General features: G+C 64.5%; 14 protein-coding genes. 7 read left to right on the forward strand and 7 right to left on the reverse strand.

Annotated elements, in window-relative coordinates; all coding sequences use genetic code 11:
- Positions 1-137 precede the first annotated feature (137 nt).
- The 5 genes from EC912_RS00005 to EC912_RS00025 form a co-directional block, all read right to left on the reverse strand.
- A complete protein-coding gene (locus EC912_RS00005; protein ID WP_132141102.1) occupies positions 138-893 on the reverse strand; it encodes an enoyl-CoA hydratase/isomerase family protein in 756 nt (251 codons plus the stop codon).
- A gap of 21 nt (positions 894-914) precedes the next feature.
- Complete coding sequence (locus EC912_RS00010; protein WP_132141103.1) at positions 915-2,381, reverse strand: DUF4139 domain-containing protein; 1,467 nt, start codon at positions 2,379-2,381, stop codon at positions 915-917.
- A gap of 159 nt (positions 2,382-2,540) precedes the next feature.
- Positions 2,541-2,975: an acyl-CoA thioesterase gene (locus EC912_RS00015; RefSeq protein WP_132141104.1), complete on the reverse strand. Its 435-nt coding sequence runs from the start codon at positions 2,973-2,975 to the stop codon at positions 2,541-2,543.
- The gene (gene uvrA / locus EC912_RS00020) at positions 2,972-5,932 is read right to left on the reverse strand and encodes an excinuclease ABC subunit UvrA (protein WP_132141105.1); all 2,961 of its coding nucleotides are present in this window, start codon (positions 5,930-5,932) and stop codon (positions 2,972-2,974) included. Before uvrA ends, EC912_RS00015 begins: the two co-directional genes overlap by 4 nt.
- 78 nt (positions 5,933-6,010) lie before the next feature.
- The gene (locus EC912_RS00025) at positions 6,011-6,658 is read right to left on the reverse strand and encodes a hypothetical protein (RefSeq protein ID WP_132141106.1); all 648 of its coding nucleotides are present in this window, start codon (positions 6,656-6,658) and stop codon (positions 6,011-6,013) included.
- A gap of 150 nt (positions 6,659-6,808) precedes the next feature.
- Between EC912_RS00025 and EC912_RS00030 the strand changes: the two genes are divergently transcribed.
- The 4 genes from EC912_RS00030 to cgtA all read left to right on the forward strand — a co-directional run bounded on the left by EC912_RS00030 (position 6,809) and on the right by cgtA (position 9,380).
- Positions 6,809-7,339, forward strand: a complete 531-nt coding sequence (locus EC912_RS00030) for a DUF2059 domain-containing protein (RefSeq protein ID WP_132141107.1) — start codon at positions 6,809-6,811, stop codon at positions 7,337-7,339.
- A gap of 260 nt (positions 7,340-7,599) precedes the next feature.
- On the forward strand, positions 7,600-7,914 hold the full coding sequence (gene rplU / locus EC912_RS00035) for a 50S ribosomal protein L21 (protein ID WP_132141108.1): 315 nt from the start codon (positions 7,600-7,602) through the stop codon (positions 7,912-7,914).
- An 18-nt stretch (positions 7,915-7,932) separates the two neighbouring features.
- Positions 7,933-8,190, forward strand: coding sequence for a 50S ribosomal protein L27 (rpmA, locus tag EC912_RS00040; protein ID WP_132141109.1), 258 nt, complete (start codon positions 7,933-7,935; stop codon positions 8,188-8,190).
- Positions 8,191-8,312: 122 nt separating this feature from the next.
- The gene (gene cgtA, locus EC912_RS00045; protein ID WP_132141110.1) at positions 8,313-9,380 is read left to right on the forward strand and encodes an Obg family GTPase CgtA; all 1,068 of its coding nucleotides are present in this window, start codon (positions 8,313-8,315) and stop codon (positions 9,378-9,380) included.
- A 251-nt stretch (positions 9,381-9,631) separates the two neighbouring features.
- Here cgtA and EC912_RS00050 read toward each other — a convergent pair whose 3' ends face one another.
- Positions 9,632-11,755 (reverse strand): prolyl oligopeptidase family serine peptidase, encoded by a 2,124-nt coding sequence (locus EC912_RS00050; RefSeq protein WP_243649089.1) that lies wholly within the window; start codon positions 11,753-11,755, stop codon positions 9,632-9,634.
- Between the two features lie 850 nt (positions 11,756-12,605).
- On the reverse strand, positions 12,606-12,869 hold the full coding sequence (gene rpsT / locus EC912_RS00055) for a 30S ribosomal protein S20 (RefSeq protein ID WP_132141112.1): 264 nt from the start codon (positions 12,867-12,869) through the stop codon (positions 12,606-12,608).
- Positions 12,870-13,081: 212 nt separating this feature from the next.
- Here rpsT and murJ point away from each other — a divergent pair, with 212 nt between their 5' ends.
- The 3 genes from murJ to ileS all read left to right on the forward strand — a co-directional run bounded on the left by murJ (position 13,082) and on the right by ileS (position 18,670).
- The gene (murJ, locus tag EC912_RS00060; protein ID WP_132141113.1) at positions 13,082-14,689 is read left to right on the forward strand and encodes a murein biosynthesis integral membrane protein MurJ; all 1,608 of its coding nucleotides are present in this window, start codon (positions 13,082-13,084) and stop codon (positions 14,687-14,689) included.
- A 112-nt stretch (positions 14,690-14,801) separates the two neighbouring features.
- The gene (locus EC912_RS00065) at positions 14,802-15,758 is read left to right on the forward strand and encodes a bifunctional riboflavin kinase/FAD synthetase (RefSeq protein ID WP_132141114.1); all 957 of its coding nucleotides are present in this window, start codon (positions 14,802-14,804) and stop codon (positions 15,756-15,758) included.
- Between the two features lie 50 nt (positions 15,759-15,808).
- Entirely contained in the window at positions 15,809-18,670 is a 2,862-nt protein-coding gene (gene ileS / locus EC912_RS00070) for an isoleucine--tRNA ligase (RefSeq protein ID WP_132141115.1), read from the forward strand.
- Positions 18,671-18,721: the final 51 nt, after the last annotated feature.

Consider the following 18,721-nt stretch of genomic DNA (forward strand, 5'->3'; position numbering starts at 1 on the left):
GGGCATGGCACACGGCACCTCGGCGGGAAAAAGCCCGGCCAAGGTGTAACCCATGTCCTGGCACACCTGTTACCTATGTCCTGGGTCCATACACGTACGCCGGAATGACGGTGAGGGGGGATTTGAAGGTGCGGTAATTACCTCGCCTTCAACCGCGCCACCAACGCCTTCAACGTCGTCTGCGTTTCCTCGGCGAAGAAGTCGTTGACGAAATCGTCAATGGGCAGGCTGGCCGGGTCCGCATAAGCCGCGGCCAGATCCGCACGCGCCAGCGCACGCGTACGCAGCATGGCATGGCGCGGCAGCGCCAACAGCTCGCGCAGCCAGACCATCGAGCGCGTGACGACCTGCTCCAGTCCGACCAGTTCGTCGACCAGGCCGAGGGCCAGCGCCTGCTCGGCATCGACCATGGTGCCCGACGTCAGGAGGCGTTCCGCGCGATACGCGCCGACGGTGCGGCGCATGATCAGCTGGATCGGCTCCGGTACCGAAAGACCGACCTGTACCTCGTTCAGACCGATCTTGTACGGCCCGTGCGCCATGACGCGATAGTCCGCGAACAGCGCGATAACCGCACCGCCCGCCGGACTATGGCCCGTTACCGCCGCCACGATGGGAACCGGCGAATTCGCCAGTGCGCCGCACATCAGGAAGAACTCGCGCCAGTATTCGCGTACGCCCTCGCGGTCCTTTGCGATCAGCGAGGGTACGTCGACGCCAGCGGAGAACATGCCCTGCGCGCCGGAGATCACGATCCCCTGCGCACCGTTGGCCGGTGCGTTGGCGACGGCTTCGCGCAGCGCGCGGACCAGGGTGACATCCAGTGCATTGACCGGCGCGCGCGCCAGGCGGATTTCGTGGATGCCGTCGTCTTGCGGAAGTATGTCGAGCATGAGGGTTCCGGTCGTGTCGGGTTAGCGTGCGCCGCGCGGCATGTCGTCGGCGGCCCACTGGTAGCGCACAGCGTAATCGAGCGTGGCGCTGCCGTTGGCGGGTACGTCGACCTTGAACTCTAGCGTATCGGGCGTCTGCTTCGACGCCTTGGTCGTCGAGGAAACGAGTTTCCAGCCACGCCAGCGATTCGGATGCTCGCGTACCGTGACCACGCGCGCCGTATCGCTGGCGTTGGTGAGCTTGATGCGGAACGCTTCGTCGAGGCGATGGCCGGGATTGTCCAGCGTGAACGCCGTCTGTTCGCGCGTGGCTTTCAGATCGAACGCGGTGCCGAGCACGATCGTGGCATCGCTGCCTTTCGCGGTGTCCTCGATGCGACCCTCGCCGAGCAGTTCAGCGTTCCCGTCGCGATCGGCGGTCAGTACGCGCGCGTAACCGCCGGGCAGGCTGTCGAATGCCTTCAGGCGCACGGTCGTGACGATCGGCGACTCCTGCTGGCCGTTGCCATTGCGCGAGGTGTTTGGCGACTGCGGAAACCACACACCGCCGTTCTCGTAGAGCGCCGTCCGTTCGCAGTCGATCTCGCGAGTCGTATACAGCGGCGTCTGCGTAACGCTGCCGTCGGGCAGGTCGATCGGTGTGGGGAGCGTGAAGGTGCGCAGGTCGGCGAGCGTCGCCTGCTCGGGCATGCCGGCGCTGTCGGCCATGGGAGCCGCCGCCATCGCAACCTTGTTGTAACGGGCCTGAACCGGCGGAGCCTTCGCGCGGTTCGCGTCGCCGGCCACGAGCTTCAGCGTCGTGTCGTTCCAGTCGCGACCGCTGCGGTTGGCGATGCTTGCCCAGGAATCGAACGTCATGCGGCAGGTAGCGCCCGGAGCAAGCATGGCTGTATACGCCGCGCGCCAGCCGAGACCGGACGTGGGATAGCTCAGCGTGGCGGTGGACGAGCCGCCGCTGGCAGCATCGACGCGAACCTGCAGCGTGGAGCCGCGGGAGAAGTTGCTGTTGTCCGCGGCACGTAAGGCGGCGTATTCGCGGATGAGCGTCGACTGCCCGTTCGCTTCCTTCACCACCAGCGTATCGCCGCCACGCAGCAAGGTGCCGCTGGCGATCGGCTGTCCCGAGGTTCCGATGACGACGATGTTCTTTCCGACAAGACCGGCGACCGCGCCGCCGAAGCCCTGCCCGAGCAGCAGGCGCTGCGAGACCACGCTGGTGCCCTTGCCGGGGAAGCGAAGCGAAAGCGCTTCGCTGTCGAGTGCGGCGGGCAGGCCGCCGATGGAGATGTCCTGCGTGCCGCTGCGCAGATCGAACGTGCGACGCTCGTGCACGACCGCGTAACCGTCGCTGGAGAACGTTTCCCCATTCGTCTGGAACAGGGAGTCGCCGTCCGCCCGGTAAAGTGTGAGGCTCGCGGGCGATTCCGTGGCAACGGCGGGCAGGGCGATGGCGCAGGCAACGCCAAGGGCGATCAGACGACGGGACATGGCACTCTCCATGGGGATGTGCCCGGGATCATACGCAAGTTCGTACGGGTGAAATGTGCGATCTCACCCGAGATAACGCTGCCCGTTCAGGATCGCCGCGCCCCTGTGGGAGCGCGCCTGCGCGCGATGTGTACTGGTGCTAGCCGGTTCGCCGGGCGCTCAGGCGGGCTGGGTTATCGCCTCGCGCACCGTATCCGGCAACGGCACGGGGCGTCCCGTTTTCGGATTGACCCATACCACCGTGACGTTGCCGTCGCAGTGAATGCGTGTCGCGTCGTCGTGGGCGACCATGCGGTGGCCGATCGTCATGGAGCTGGTGCCCACGCGTTCGCAGAAAAGCTCCACGTCGATCTCGGCCGGCCATTCGATCGGCAGGCGGTAATTGAGCTGGCTGGCTGCCATGACCGGCGCGCTTTCGGGTGTGTACCACTTGCCCGGAATCGTCAGCAGCCATTGCAACCGGGCTTCTTCGAGATACGTGAGGTAGTTCGAATTGTTGACGTGGTTGTACGTGTCCAGGTCGCGCCAGCGCACGGTGATCGGTGCGATGAGCAGCGGTGTCGGCGAGGGCGTCTTGCTTGCTTCGGTCGTCATGCAGTTTTCTTTTTCTTTGCGGCCACCGGCTTCGCGGCGGCCTTGGATTTTGTCTGGGGTGCTTTTGTCGTCACCGCTTTCGCGGCGGACTTCGTCGCCACGGTTTTCGTGACGGCCTTGGCCGGTGCTTTCACGGACTTCAGATGGGGGGCGAGGAACCGGCCGGTATGCGAGTCTTTCGTCGCGGCGATCTTCTCCGGCGTGCCGCTGACCAGGATGCGACCGCCGCCTGCGCCGCCTTCGGGGCCCAGGTCGACGAGCCAGTCGGCCGTCTTGATCACATCGAGGTTGTGCTCGATGACGACGACCGTATTGCCGTGCTCGACCAGTCGATGCAGCACGTCCAGCAATTGCTCGATATCGTGGAAGTGCAGGCCGGTGGTCGGCTCGTCCAGAATGTAGAGCGTGCTGCCGGTGTCGCGCTTGGAGAGTTCCTTCGACAGCTTCACGCGCTGCGCTTCGCCGCCCGAAAGCGTCGTGGCGCTCTGGCCGAGCTTGACGTAGTCGAGGCCGACCGCGCGCAACGTTTCCAGTTTGCGGGCGATGACCGGCACCGGCTCGAACAACCGGTACGCATCTTCCACCGTCATGTTGAGAACGTCGGCAATGGTGTGGCCCTTGTACAGGACTTCCAGCGTCTCGCGGTTGTAGCGCTTGCCGTGGCAGACGTCGCAGGGCACATACACGTCGGGGAGGAAGTGCATCTCCACCTTGATCATGCCGTCGCCTTCGCAGGCTTCGCAGCGGCCACCGCGTACGTTGAAACTGAAACGGCCCGGCGTATAGCCGCGCTGCCGCGCTTCTGGCACCTGCGAGAACAACTCGCGCAGCGGCGTGAACAGGCCCGTATACGTGGCCGGGTTCGAGCGCGGCGTGCGACCGATCGGCGACTGGTCGATGTCCACGACCTTGTCGAACAGCTCCAGGCCTTCGACCGATTCATAGGCCGCCGGCTGCTCGCTGGAACCATTGAGTTCGGCGGCGGCCAGACGATAAAGCGTGTCGTTGATCAGCGTCGACTTGCCCGAGCCGGACACGCCCGTGACACACGTGAACACGCCGACCGGAACCGACAGGTCGACGTCTTTCAGGTTATTGCCCGACGCGCCCTTCAGTTCGATCCACTGGCCGTCCTTCGCTTCGCGCCGCTTCGTCGGCACGGCGATGCCACGTTCGCCGGTAAGGTATTTCGCGGTGATCGAGCGCGGCGATTTCAGCACCTGTTCCAGCGTGCCCGCGCCGACGATCTCGCCGCCATGCACGCCCGCACCCGGACCGATGTCCAGCACGTAGTCGGCGGCACGAATCGCGTCTTCGTCGTGTTCGACGACGATCACGGTGTTGCCCAGATCGCGCAGGCGCGTGAGCGTGCCGAGCAGTCGTTCGTTGTCGCGCTGATGCAGGCCGATCGACGGTTCGTCGAGCACGTACATCACGCCCACGAGGCCGGCACCGATCTGGCTGGCCAGACGGATGCGCTGGGCTTCGCCGCCGGAAAGCGAATCGGCCTGGCGATCCAGTGTCAGATAGTTGAGGCCGACGTCGTTGAGGAAGGTCAGGCGCTCGCGGATTTCCTTCACGATCTTCACGGCGATCTCGCCGCGCCAGCCGGGCAGGCTGAGCGAGTCGAAGAAGCCGAGTGCGTCGTCGATCGCCAGCGATGTCAGCGACGGGATCGCGCGATCCGCCACGAACACGTTGCGGGCGGACGGGTTCAGGCGCTGGCCGTTGCAGTCGGGGCAGGGATGGTCGGCGATGTACTTCGACAGTTCCTCGCGCACGGCCGCCGATTCGGTTTCGCGATAACGACGTTCCAGATTCGGCAGGATGCCTTCGAAACGATGTTCGCGGGTGACCTTGCCACCGCGCTCGGTGATATAGCGGAACGGAATGACGTCCTTGCCGGAGCCGCGCAATACCGCGTTCTGCACCGACTTCGGCAGTTCGCGCCAGGCCGTGTCGGCGTCGAAGCCGTAATGCTTCGCCAGCGACATGATCATCTGGAAGTAATAGGCGTTGCGGCGATCCCAGCCACGGATGGCGCCACCGGCGAGGCTGAGCTCGGGATGGCCGACCACGCGCGCGGGATCGAACACCTGGGTCACGCCCAGGCCGTCGCAGGTCGGGCATGCGCCGACGGGCGAGTTGAACGAGAACAGACGCGGTTCCAGTTCCGGCAGCGAGTAGTCGCACATCGGGCAGGAATAGCGCGAGGAGAACAGTTGCTCGGGTGCCTTCGCGTTGTCCATGTCGACCAGCACGACGATACCTTCGCCCAGCCGCAGTGCGGTCTCGAACGATTCGGCGAGGCGCTGCTTGATGTCGTCGCGCGGACGGAAACGGTCGATGACCGCTTCGATGGTGTGCTTCTGGCGCAGCGTCAGCGGCGGCACGGCATCGAGGTCGTAGACGACGCCGTCGACGCGCGCACGCACGAAGCCCTGTGCGCGCAGCTGGTCGAAAATCTGCACGTGCTCGCCCTTGCGCTCGCGCACGACCGGCGCCAGCAGCATCCAGCGCTTTTCGGCATCCAGCGCCAGCGCGTGATCCACCATCTGGCTGATCGTCTGCGCTTCGAGCGGAATGGCGTGGGTCGGGCAGCGCGGCGTACCGACGCGTGCGTAAAGCAGGCGCAGGTAGTCGTACACCTCGGTAATCGTGCCCACGGTGGAGCGCGGATTGTGCGAGGTCGATTTCTGCTCGATCGAGATGGCCGGCGACAGACCCTCGATGTGATCGACGTCGGGTTTTTCCATGATCGACAGGAACTGTCGCGCATACGCCGAGAGCGACTCGACATAGCGACGCTGGCCTTCGGCGTAGATCGTGTCGAAAGCCAGCGAGGATTTACCCGAGCCGGACAGTCCCGTAATCACGATCAGACGATCGCGGGGCAGGTCCAGGTCGATATTCTTGAGGTTGTGCGTGCGAGCGCCGCGGATGCGAATAGTGTCCATGTACGCAGCGAAATGGGGGAAGTCACCGACTATAGCAAGAGGTCGTGGATGGCTTGTGGATGCCTCGAATCTCTGCTGTCACTTCATGTCAGGAGCGATGCCTTTCAGCGGCGAACTCAGCGTTACCTGTGCCGTTGCCCAGTCCGGGTTCCACGGCACGATGGCAATGCCCTGATGGTCCGCGGCGAAGGTTTTCGGGCCGCCCGGGGTATCGACGGTCGCCGTTTGTCCGGCGGCGGGGAAAATCAGGCGGATGCCGCGGACCTTCGGCGCGAAGAACCGGAAGACCCCCGCCTGGAGGCGGATGGCCTCCTGCATCACGGGCACCGATTCGGCCAGCTTGGCGTAGGACATCTGCGTCCCCGGCGGTACGCGGGCGGGGAACACCATGCCGAAGTTCACCCGGGCCTTTGGGTAATTTATCCGCACGACGGACTCGGGCCGGCCGGGTACGTCGCAGCGGGGGTCGAAGCTGTGATTGGTGTCCAGGGCGACCGGTTCGGTGCGACCGGATGGTTCGCGCAGCTCGAGCTTCAGGTCGGCGGGCAGGGTCCCCGCCCTGGGTTTGGCCACCAGCATCACCTGAATGATGCCCTCCGGGTCGGCGGGCCTGGACTTGGCGATGCCGGCGCAGATGGGGGCCATGGCCATATCGCGGGATTCGGCGGCTATGGCCGGGGCGACGGCCAGGGAGCACGCAAGGGGCAGGAAGCGGACGGGCGTCATAAGCGGTTTCCGTGGAGTCCTGCGAGGGATGGAGCCTGATGGCCTCTGCCGATGCCCGGACGGGCCGGGTTTCCTGAGGCTGCGCATTCGTGGCTAATATGCAGCGCCACCCCGTCAGGGGTGCGTCAATCATCGAAGAGGAGCTATGCGATGCGTAAGTGGACAGGGATTGCCGCCGGCCTGGTGCTGGCGGGATGTACGGGCCAGGCGCTGGCGGCGCAGCCCAGCGAGCAGCAGGTGCGGCAGTTGATGGAAGCCGTGGGCATGGGTCGCATGCTGAGCACCATGAACAGCCAGATGGCTGGCGTGATGCAGAGCGCGCTCCCTTGCGTACCGGCCAGTTATTGGCAGGGCTTCGTCGATGCCAATGCCACCAGCCAGTTGATCGGCCGTATGGTCCCGGTATACCAGAAGCATTTCACGGCCGAGGATATCGACGGCCTGCTCAAGTTCTACAAATCGCCGCTGGGCCAGAAGGTCATCACCCAGATGCCCGCTACCATGGCCGAAGGCATGCAGGTCGGCAAGCAGTGGGGTAACGAGCGCGGCCAGCAGATGATCGCCCAGTTGCAGACCCAGGGCACGCTGAACGCCCAGGGCCAGTGCCCGGCAACGGCGGCAGGCACCCAGCCCGCCAAGCCCGCTCCGGCCGCCCAACCCGCGCCTGCGAAGAAAAAATAGTCGGAGTGCCCGGCGCACTCCCACGCAGCGAACCTGTGGGAGTGCGCCAGTACGCGAAAAGCCTACGAGGCGGCGTGGTCTAACTTATTGACGAGTCAGCTTTTTGACCCGCTGCGGCCCCCATTGCGGCTACGGCCAGCCCATCCGCCCCGCCGAGACCTCTTTCGCGCCCCAACCCCCTGTTTGACCTGGGCTTTCCCGGGTCGCTATAATTCGCGATTCGCAGTACCCCCAAGAAGAACTACAGAAGGGATAATCCCATGAGTTACGCAGTCATCAAGACTGGCGGTAAGCAGTACCGCGTCATGCAGGGCGAAGTCCTGCGCGTCGAACTGCTGAACGCCGAAGTCGATTCCACTTTCCAGTTCGACCAGGTCCTCCTGGTTGGCTCCGGCGAGTCGATCACCGTCGGCGCCCCGCTGGTCGAAGGTGCTACCGTCAGTGCGAAGATTCGCGCCCACGGTCGCGCGGATAAGATCCGCATCATCAAGTTCCGCCGCCGCAAGCACCACAAGAAGCAGCAGGGACATCGTCAGCACTACACCGAAATCGAGATCACGGGCATCACTGCCTGATCTGCTGGAGAATGAGTCATGGCACATAAAAAAGGCGTAGGTTCCAGCCGCAACGGTCGCGATTCGAACCCGAAGTATCTCGGTGTGAAGATCTACGGTGGCCAGGCTGTCGAAGCCGGTAACATCATCGTGCGTCAGCGCGGTACCAAGTTCCATGCGGGCGTTGGCGTCGGTCTCGGCCGCGACCACACCCTGTTCGCGCTCGTTGACGGCACGGTTGCCTTCAAGGTCCGCGGCGAAAAGGGTCGCAAGTTCGTCGACGTCGTTACGGCCTAAGGGTCTTTCGCGACGCGACAACAAAGGCCCCGCTCAGGCGGGGCTTTTTGTTTATATGCGGCAATGGTTTTGGGCATCGGCTTACAATGTAGGCCGGGCCCCTTCAAGGTCAGGCAATACCAATGAAATTCGTTGACGAAGCTACCATCAGAGTCATGGCCGGAGACGGCGGCAGCGGCTGTGTCAGTTTCCGTCGCGAGAAATTCATCCCGTTCGGTGGCCCCGATGGCGGCGACGGCGGCAATGGCGGCTCGGTCTGGCTCGTCGCCGACGAGGGCCTGAATACGCTGATCGACTTCCGTCACCAGCGCGCCTTCAAGGCGCCGCGGGGGCAGGGCGGCATGGGTAGCCAGATGTACGGCAAGGGCGGCGACGATATCGAAGTGCGCGTCCCGGTCGGCACCATGGTGACCAACGTCGACACCGATGAGGTTATCGGCGATCTCACGGCCAACGGCATGCGCATGAAGGTCGCGCAGGGTGGCCGTGGCGGCCTGGGCAATATCCATTTCAAGAGCTCGGTCAATCGCGCTCCGCGCAAGATGACGCCGGGTACGCCGGGCGAAGTGCGCGAGCTGAAGCTCGAGCTACGCTTGCTGGCCGATGTCGGTCTGTTGGGTTTCCCGAACGCGGGCAAGTCCACCTTTATCCGTGCGGTGTCGGCGGCTACGCCGCGCGTGGCGGATTATCCGTTCACGACGCTGCATCCAAATCTGGGCGTCGTGCGCATCGGTATCGACCAGAGCTTCGTGATTGCCGACATTCCGGGAATCATCGAAGGCGCCGCCGAGGGCGCGGGTCTGGGTATCCAGTTCCTGCGTCATGTCTCGCGCACCAGCCTGTTGCTGCACATGGTGGATATCGCGCCGATGGACGGGTCCGATCCGGTCGAGCAGGTGCGTGCCATCGAGCAGGAGCTTGAGAAGTTCGACGAAGAATTGATGTCGCGTCCTCGTTGGCTCGTCATCAACAAGTCCGACGTTTACTCGGATCAGGATGAGCTGCACGAAGTCGCCAACAGTATCGTCGCGCGACTGGGCTGGACGCAGCCATGGTTCCTGGTATCCGCCGCGGGCGGCGAGGGTACGCGCGAAGTTTGCATACAGATCCAGCAGTTCTTCGATGTCGAAAAGGCTGAAGCGCGCGAGCGTGCGGAAGCGATGGACGACGTGCGGATGCGCGGCGAGTAAGTCTTTTTGGTTGCTCTTTGCGCCATGGTTTAACCGGTTTTCGCCGGAAGAACGTCGCGGTGTGTTGTGGTGTTGGGGGAACCAGCCGGCCCCCTCCGGACGGTGGGGAATCGTGGTGGCGAGCGAAGCGCAACGCCTGTATTCCCTTGCATCATCTCCCCCTCATCGTCATTCCTGCGCAGGCAGGAATCTAGTGCGGTGCGCGGAATTATCGCGACCGCGCCAGTTCAGCTCTTCCTGCGTCCGGGTGTCTATTGCGCCTTGTCGGCCAGCCCCAGTTCGCTGGCAAAGAACGTCATGCTCAAGACCGTGTCTCCGACGCGCTGACTGAATGGCGCACCCGCACCGTGCCCGGCGTTCATGCGCGTCAACAGCAGAGTCGGTCGACGCGACGCGGGCGGCAGGGTCAGGGCCGCGGCTTGTAGCGCGGCGGCAAATTTGCGCGATTGCCATGGTCCGACATGACTGTCATTGGCTCCGGTGCTGAGCAGCACCGCGGGATACGCGACGTTGGGTTTTACGTGTTGTAGCGGCGAATAGGCCAGTGTGGCCCGGGCCTGGGCAGGGTCGCTCATGCTGCCGTATTCGTTGCGGTTGTAGCGGCCGTTGGCCGTCAATACTTCATGCCGCGGTATGTCGTAAAGGCCCACTCGCGCCACCACGGCACGATAGTCCTGCGGGTGTTGCACCAGGGATGCTCCCATCAGCAATCCGCCGTCGCTGATACCGAAAATGCCCAGATGCGCACGATCGGTCCACCCGCTGTCGAGCAGGGCGAGCGATGCGGCGTGAAAGTCGTCTATCACGTTCTGCTTGTGCAGCTTCTGTCCTTGCGCGTGCCACGTCTCGCCGAATTCATTGCCGCCACGTGTGTTCGCATAGGCCAGTACGCCGCCACGTTCCAGCCACGCCAGTTCGGCGCCGACAAACCCGGGTCGCACCGGTGAGCCGAAGCCGCCGTAGCCTTCCAGAATCGTCGGGTTGGAACCAGTGGGCCGCACGCCTTTCATGGCCAGGATGGTCACCGGAATTTTGGTGCCGTCCTTCGATACGCCGTCGATACGATGCACCTCGATGGCCGAGTAATCGGCCGTCGGCTTCACTTCGAATACGGTCTTGATGTCGCCCGTTGCGCCGTCGTATTCCACCCATCGGCGTGGCGTTACCCATCCCCGGTAGCTGATCAGTGCCTTGTCCTGGCCGGACCCGGCGGCGATGGCATCGATCGCGATGCCCTGCTCGGGCAGTGGCAGGCGGCGCACCAGGGATGCTTTGGCATCGTAGTGTTCCATCCACCAGTCGGGACCCCAGCTGCGTACCACCAGGAATCCCTTGCCTAGCGGAGCGACCTGCTGGATCGCACCTTCGCGCTGTTCGAGTACGGTGGTCGCGCGCCCCTTTCCGTCGATCGCCACGACTTTTCCGCGTGGAGCGTCCTTGAATGCAGTGACATAGAGGCGGTCGGACACCCATACGGCTTTGCGTACGTCGGCGTCTCGACCGAGTACTCGACGGAATGTCCCGCCCTGGCGCACGAATACCTCCGCCGGTCCGCCGTCCCCCTCGTAGGCAAGGATCGCGGTCTGCGGCTGGACGTCGTTCGAGCTGATCAGCTCGTACTCGGCAACCGGCGAGTAGTGCTCGCCAAACACGATGCGATCCGCTGTGGCGGGTGCCCCCAGTGCGTGGTGGACTACCGAGGCATTGAAGAGCTGGACGCTCGCGCCGGGCTGCGGCGGCACGTAGCGCACGTAAAGAAAGCCTTTGCCGTCGGCATCCCAGGCCAGTCCCGGCGGAGTGGGGCCGCCGCCTGCCCACGGCAGGGTGTCGGTCAGGGCTTTTCCGCTCTTTACATCGAGCACGTGGAGGGTGGTGAGCTCGTCGCCCCCTTCCTCGGTTCCGTAGGCGAGGTAGCGGCCATCCGGCGAAGGCCAGTAGCCGGCCATGGATGCGTTGTCGTTGGCATTCGGATCGAGCACGGGCTGGGCGGCTCCCGCCGGCCATGTCTGGCCGATCAGTACCGGCTGCGATTGCGGTGGTACTTGTTGCAGGTAAAACAGCGTGCCACCCACCAGCATGGGCGTGGATCGGGTGGTCGCACTGATGGCCAGCTGTTTGATACGCGCGGTAAGCGCGTCGCCGGCGGAGATCGCGCCCAATACCGCTTCGGTGTGCGCATTCTGTTCGACGATCCATCGCTGGACCGCTGGATCGTCGGCGCGCTCCAGCCATTGATGGGGATCGGCGGCATCGCCTCCCTGTGGGTTGCCTTGCGTGCCGGGTGGCGGTACGGAGGGGTGACCGGCATCGTGGGCGTGGGCGCTAACGGCAATAGTCAGCGCAAGGGCGAGGAGGCGGCGGGCGTGCGGATGCATAAGAACTCCCGGTAGAGGGGGCATACGATCTGTCGCGCGAAACTAGCCTGCCCGGCTGCGGGGTCGCAATAGGCCTTTCAGCTATCAATGAGGCCGTGGGGCGGTATGAAGCAAAAAGATCTTCACACCTTTTCGAGGGGCGGCTCGGCTTTGCCATCGCTTTCGCGCTGTGACGTTTCGGGAGAGCCGTCGGCCACCACCCTCGACGCTCCGGCTTCACCGTCGCTCGGGGAAGGAGAGCCGCTGCGCGGCTTTTGTTCTATGGCTGGCGCCCCGTCGCGCCCGCGCTGCGGGCGGGGGTTTTTGATTCGGCATCCCTGCCTCAGCAAAAACGGCGGACCATCCAGGTCCGCCCCCTGCGGGCCTTTTCCGCCCGCAGCGCTCGGTTGCGCAAGTCGCGTCGAGGGTGGTGGCCGACGGCTCTTCCGGATGTTGCGGTCACGTGGGGGAAAGCATGGCGTCGACGCATGGGTATAGCTGACCCCATGCCTGCGCACGCCTGCCCATGTGCTCGGCTCGTGCTCTGCCCACAGCCAACCGCAGTCGACGGTGCCGTGGCCGGGTTGGCCCTTGGGGCCGCCTTAGCCGAGGGCCGCGATGCCTAGTGACGGAGCGAAGCGGCGCTACGGCCCGCTCCCGAAGGGACGGCGCCGAAGGCCCCAAGGGCCAACCCGGTCGCGGCTTCCCCGAGGCACGAGCGTGAGCCGACGAAGCCGCTGCCAACACGAGCCGCCCAGCGGCTGTCCTAACCCAAACAGCAACCAGAAGCGCGAGATCGCCTCCGTAGTGCGTGAAGAGCCAAAAAAAAGCCGGCTTTCGCCGGCTTCTTCGTGAACGCAGTCGCGCAGGCTTATGCCAGGTCGCGGATCTTGGCGTTCAGGCGGCTCTTGTGACGGGCAGCCTTGTTCTTGTGGATCAGGCCGCGAGCGGCGTAACGATCCATGACAGGCACGGCAACGGCGTAAGCGGACGTTGCGCCAGCCTTATCCTTGGCGTCGATCGCCTTGACGACCTTCTTAAGTGCGGAACGCACCATGGAACGCGCGCTGACGTTGCGCAGACGGCGCTGCTCCGACTGACGCGCACGCTTCTTCGCGGACTTGATGTTGGCCAAGGGAAAACTCCAGAGTTCGGTTGGACTTGAAAAAGACGCCCAGTATGCGGTCAATGCGCCGCTACGTCAACAGCTTAGGCCGTTCACGGGCGTGTCGTGGGGGTGTCGGGGCACGGTGCCCGTAAAAGCGCCGAATAGCTACTGTCTTCCTGCCGGCCGCCGCTGTCAAACTACCGCGCTTCCCTATCGCGGCCAAGGCACCTGTTCCAAGGATGAAAACCCCCAGTCTTCTGCGCGGCATGCTGTCTTTCAGCGGCATGACCATGGTGTCCCGTGTGCTCGGTCTGGTGCGCGACATGGCGATCAACGCCTCGTTCGGCGCGAACGCCGCTACCGACGCCTTCTGGGTCGCGTTCCGCATTCCCAACTTCATGCGTCGGCTGTTCGCGGAGGGTTCGTTCTCCACTGCCTTCGTTCCGGTGTTCACCGAGGTCAAGGAGACCCGGCCGCATGCGGAGCTGAAGTCCCTGATGGCGCGTACGTCGGGCACGCTCGGCGGGGTATTGCTGGTCGTGACGGCGGTGGGAATTATTTTCGCGCCGCAGGTGACCGCGCTGTTTTCGCCCGGTGCCGTGGACACGCCGGAGAAATTCGAACTGACCGTCAACCTGCTGCGTCTGACGTTTCCGTTCCTGCTTTTTGTTTCGTTGACGGCTCTGTCGGGCGGGGCGCTCAACAGCTTCCATCGCTTCGGACTGCCGGCGCTGACACCGGTGATCCTCAATCTGTGCATGATCGCCGGTGCCCTGTGGCTGGCGCCCCGGCTGCATACGCCGATCATGGCGATGGGTTGGGCGATCCTTGTCGCGGGCATTCTGCAACTGGCTTTCCAGCTACCCGCCCTGAAGGGCCTCGACCTGCTGGCGCTGCCGCGCTGGGGTTGGAGTTCGCCGGATGTGCGCCGGATCATGAAGCTGATGGTGCCGACGTTGTTTGGCTCGTCGGTGGCGCAGATCAATTTGCTGCTCGATACCGTGATTGCTTCGTTGCTGATTGCCGGTTCGCAGAGCTGGCTTTCGCAGGCGGATCGTTTTCTCGAATTGCCGCTGGGTGTCTTCGGCGTGGCGCTGGGTACCGTGATCCTGCCGTCGCTGTCGCGCCATCATGTGGCGACCGATCGCGAGGGCTTTTCGCGTGCCCTGGACTGGGGTCTGCGCACGACGCTGCTGATTGCCGTGCCGGCGATGTTCGCGCTGATGCTGCTCTCCGAGCCGCTGGTGGCGACGATTTTCCAGCATGGACGCTTCACGCCGTTCGACACGCACATGGCGTCGCTGTCGATCTCCGCGCTCAGCTTCGGCCTGCCGGCGTTCGCGCTCGTGAAGGTGCTGCTGCCGGCTTTTTATGCTCGCAAGGACACTCGCACGCCCGTGCGCGCCGGCGTCGCGTCGCTGGTCGCGAACATGGTTTTCAACGTGCTGTTCCTGACGCTGCTGTTCTCGCTGTGGGCGTCCCCGGCGCAGAAGGCGGGCTCGTGGATGGAGTCCCTGTCGCAGATCCCCGGGCTGCATATGGCCCTGGGAATGGCCAGTGCCCTGGCCAGCTATCTCAACCTCGCGCTGCTGTGGCACTGGCTGAAGAAGTCGGGTGTCTATCAGCTCCAGCCGGGCTGGGGTCGCCATCTCGCACGACTGGCCCTGGCCTGCGGCGCCATGATCGTTGTGCTGCTCGGCGGCCTGTGGCTGTGGCCGGACTGGACGGACGCGGAGAAATGGACCCGCGTCATCCGGCTTGCCGTGCTGGTATGCGCGGGTGGCGGCGCCTATCTGGTGGCCCTGTTCGGCGCCGGTTTCCGCCTGAGCGAGCTTCGCGGCCGATGACCCCGGCGGCGTCGCATTGTGCAGCGCAATGCTGCGGCTATACTGGCCCGATGGCTTTTATTCCGCTTCGCCCACGCTGCCTCGCTTGCGCCCCGATGGGGAGCGTTCGTCCATGACGCTCAACCTTCATCGCGACGTCGACGGGCCGTGCCTCGTCCCCGAGGGAAGCGTGCTGGCTATCGGCGCGTTCGATGGCCTGCATCGCGGCCACCAGGCGCTGCTGGCCGAAGTGCGCCAGCGTGCCGCCGCGCGTGGGCTGGTGCCCGCCGTGGTGACATTCGAGCCGCTGCCGCGTGCTTTCTTTTCCCCGACGCCGGTGCCGCGCCTGACGAGTCTTCGCGAGAAGGTCGAGGGCATGACGGCGGCCGGTATCCGCGATCTGCTTTCCCTGCGCTTCGACACCGCGCTGACCCAGATGTCCGCCGAGGACTTCGTTCGTCGCGTGCTGGTCGAGCGCATGTCGGCACGGGAAGTCTGGGTCGGGTCGGATTTCCGCTTCGGTCACCGGCGTACCGGCGATTTCGCGTTGCTGGAATCGATGGGCGCGGAACTCGGTTTCACGGCGCATGCCGTCGAGCCGGTGCTGATCGACGGCGAGCGTGTTTCGGCGTCGCGCGTGCGCACGTTGCTGGCCGAAGGCCGTTTCGCCGAAGCCACGCCGTTGCTGGGGCGGCCGTTCGTCATCGACGGTCACGTCGAGTACGGCAATCAGTTGGGCCGCACACTTGGTTATCCCACCGCCAACATCCATCTTGGAGATCGCATCAGTCCGATCCAGGGCATTTTCGCGGTGCGGATCGGCGTGGGCGAGGGACCGTGCAGCTGGCCGGGCGTGGCGAGCCTCGGCACGCGACCCACGGTGAACGAAGTGCGCGAGCCTTTGCTCGAGGCGCACCTGTTCGATTTCAGCGGCGATCTCTACGGCCGCCGCATCGCCGTGGAATTCGTCGCGAAGTTGCGCGACGAAGAAAAATTCGATGACCTCGACGCCCTGACCGTACAGATGCGCCAGGACGAAAAGGCCGCCCGGCAAGCCCTTGGAATGAACCCCATACTTGTCGATGCATGAACGACGGACGCCATGAGGCGCCCCGAACAGATAACCAGCGGTTGCGAGCAATGACCCAGGATTACAAGAGCACGATCAATCTGCCGCAGACGGATTTCCCGATGCGCGGCGACCTTCCCAAGCGCGAGCCGACCTGGCTCGAGACGTGGGAGCGTGTCGGCCGCTATGCGCAGATTCAGGAAAAAGCCGCGAATCGCGACAAGGTTTTCGTGCTGCACGATGGCCCGCCTTACGCCAATGGCGTCATTCACCTGGGCCACTCGGTCAATAAGGTGCTGAAGGACGTCACGGTCAAGTCGAAGCTGCTGGCCGGTTACCGCGCGCCGTACGTACCTGGCTGGGACTGCCACGGACTGCCGATCGAAATCGCCATCGAGAAGAAATTCGGCAAGGCGGGCGACAAGCTCACCGCCGCCGAATTCCGCCAGAAGTGCCGCGAATACGCGATGGCGCAGATCGATCTGCAGCGCGTCGACTTCAAGCGCCTGGGCATCCTCGGCGACTGGGAACGTCCGTACCGCACGCTCGATTTCACCTACGAAGCCGACATGATCCGCGCGCTTGCGCGTATCGTCGAGAACGGCCACGTCGTGCGCGGCGCCAAGCCGGTCTACTGGTGCTTCGACTGCGGTTCGGCGCTTGCCGAAGCCGAGATCGAATACGCCGACAAGGTTTCGCCGGCCGTCGACGTGGCCTACGACGCGGTCGATCCGGTGTCGTTCGGCGCGCTGTTCGGCGTCGCCTCGGGTGACGCGATCATTGCCGTGCCCATCTGGACGACGACGCCCTGGACCCTCCCGTCCAGCCAGGCGGTATCGCTGGGTGGCGAACTCGAATACGTGCTGGTCGAAGGTCCCGCGCGCGACGGCCGTCGCCTGCTGCTGGTGATCGCCGAACCGCTGGCGGAAAAGGCCCTCGCGCGCTACGGCGTGGATACCGTGACCATCCTCGGTCGCGTGCAGGGCGCGGTGCTGGAAAACCAGTCGCTGCACCATCCGTTCTACAGCCGTCACGTTCCGCTCGTCCTCGGCGACCACGTGTCGTCCGAAGACGGTACCGGTGCGGTGCATACCGCGCCCGACCATGGCGCGGACGACTTCGTCGTCGGCCGGAACTACGGCATCGGCACGCTGAACCTCGTCGACGGTCGCGGCGTTTATCGCAGCGACACGCCGCTGGCGGGCGATGTGGAACTGGGCGGCCAGCACATCTGGAAGGCCAACGACATCATCGTCGAGCTGCTGCGTTCGCGTGGCGTGCTGCTTGCCGCGTCGAAGCTTTCGCACAGCTATCCGCATTGCTGGCGCCACAAGACGCCGGTCATCTTCCGCGCCACGCCGCAGTGGTTCATCAGCATGGAGCAGGCCGACCTGCGCCGCACCGCGCTGTCGTCGGTCAAGAACGTGCGCTGGGTGCCGGGCTGGGGCGAGGAGCGCATCGCGGGCATGGTTGAAGGCCGTCCCGACTGGTGTATCTCGCGTCAGCGCACCTGGGGCGTGCCTATCGCCCTGTTCGTGGACAAGGCGACGCACGAGCCGCACCCGGATAGCGTCCAGCTGCTGGAAAAAGTGGCGGACCGCGTGGCCAAAGAAGGCATCGATACCTGGTTCACGCTCGACGCGCGCGATTTCCTGGGAGACGACGCCGACCAGTACGAAAAAGTCACCGACGTCCTCGACGTCTGGTTCGATTCCGGCGTCAGCCATTACGCGGTCATCGGCGCGCGTCCCGAGCTGCAGGCGGGCGATGCCACCGAATACAAAGTCATGTATCTCGAAGGCTCCGACCAGCATCGCGGCTGGTTCCAGTCGTCGCTGCTGACTTCCGCGGCCATCAATGGCCGTGCACCTTACGACCACGTGCTGACCCACGGCTTCACCGTGGACGCGCAGGGACGCAAGATGTCGAAGTCGCTGGGCAACGGTATCGAGCCGCAGGACATCATGAAGGCCCTTGGTGCGGACATCCTGCGCCTGTGGATATGCTCCACCGACTACCGCAACGAGATGTCGCTGTCGGACGAGATCCTGAAGCGCGTGGCGGATACATATCGCCGCGTGCGCAACACCGCGCGCTTCCTGCTCGGCAACCTCGACGGCTTCGATCCGGACAAGCACCTGCTGAGCGTGGATGCATGCGTCGATCTCGATCGCTGGGCCGTGCAGCAGGCGCACGAAACGCAGACGGCGATCATTGCGGCGTACGAGCGTTACGACTTTCCCGAAATCGTCCAGCGCGTGCAGAATTTCTGCACGAACGAACTGGGTGCGCTCTACCTCGACATCACGAAGGATCGCCTCTACACGATGCCGACCGACAGTCGCGGCCGTCGCAGTGCGCAGAGTGCGATGTACCGCATCCTCGAGGCGTTGGTGCGCTGGCTGGCGCCGATGACGACGTTCACGGCCGAGGAAGTCTGGGCGCACATGCCCGGTTCGCGCGGTGAATCGGTGTTGTTCGAAACCTGGTACGACGGTCTGGATGGCAAGCGTTTCGATGCGGATGCCCGCGCGTCGTGGTCTCAGCTTCTCGCGATCCGCGACACTGCCTCGCGCGTGCTGGAAGGCATGCGCAGGGACGGGTTGATCGGCGCATCGCTGGACGCGACGCTGACCGTTTATGCGGATGGCGCGCTGCGCAATCGCCTTGCGGAATCGGGCGATGAGCTGCGCTTCTTCTTCATCACGTCCGACGTGTCGCTGGCGGCGCCGGAAGACCGCCCGGCGGATGCCGTGCGCGTCGATATCGAAGGTGTCGAGGCATGGGTTTCGGCCGGCGTCAGCGACGCGGCGAAGTGCATCCGCTGCTGGCACCATCGCAAGGACGTCGGCGTCGACCCCGCGCATCCGGAAATCTGCGGACGTTGCGTCGAGAACATCACGGGGCAGGGCGAAGACCGTCGCTGGTTCTGATCGTCCACTGTTCCGACGCCGCGCCGCACGTTAAGTGCGGCGCGGTCGCCC

This window comes from Luteibacter rhizovicinus (assembly GCF_004342265.1).
Taxonomy (GTDB): domain Bacteria; phylum Pseudomonadota; class Gammaproteobacteria; order Xanthomonadales; family Rhodanobacteraceae; genus Luteibacter; species Luteibacter rhizovicinus_B.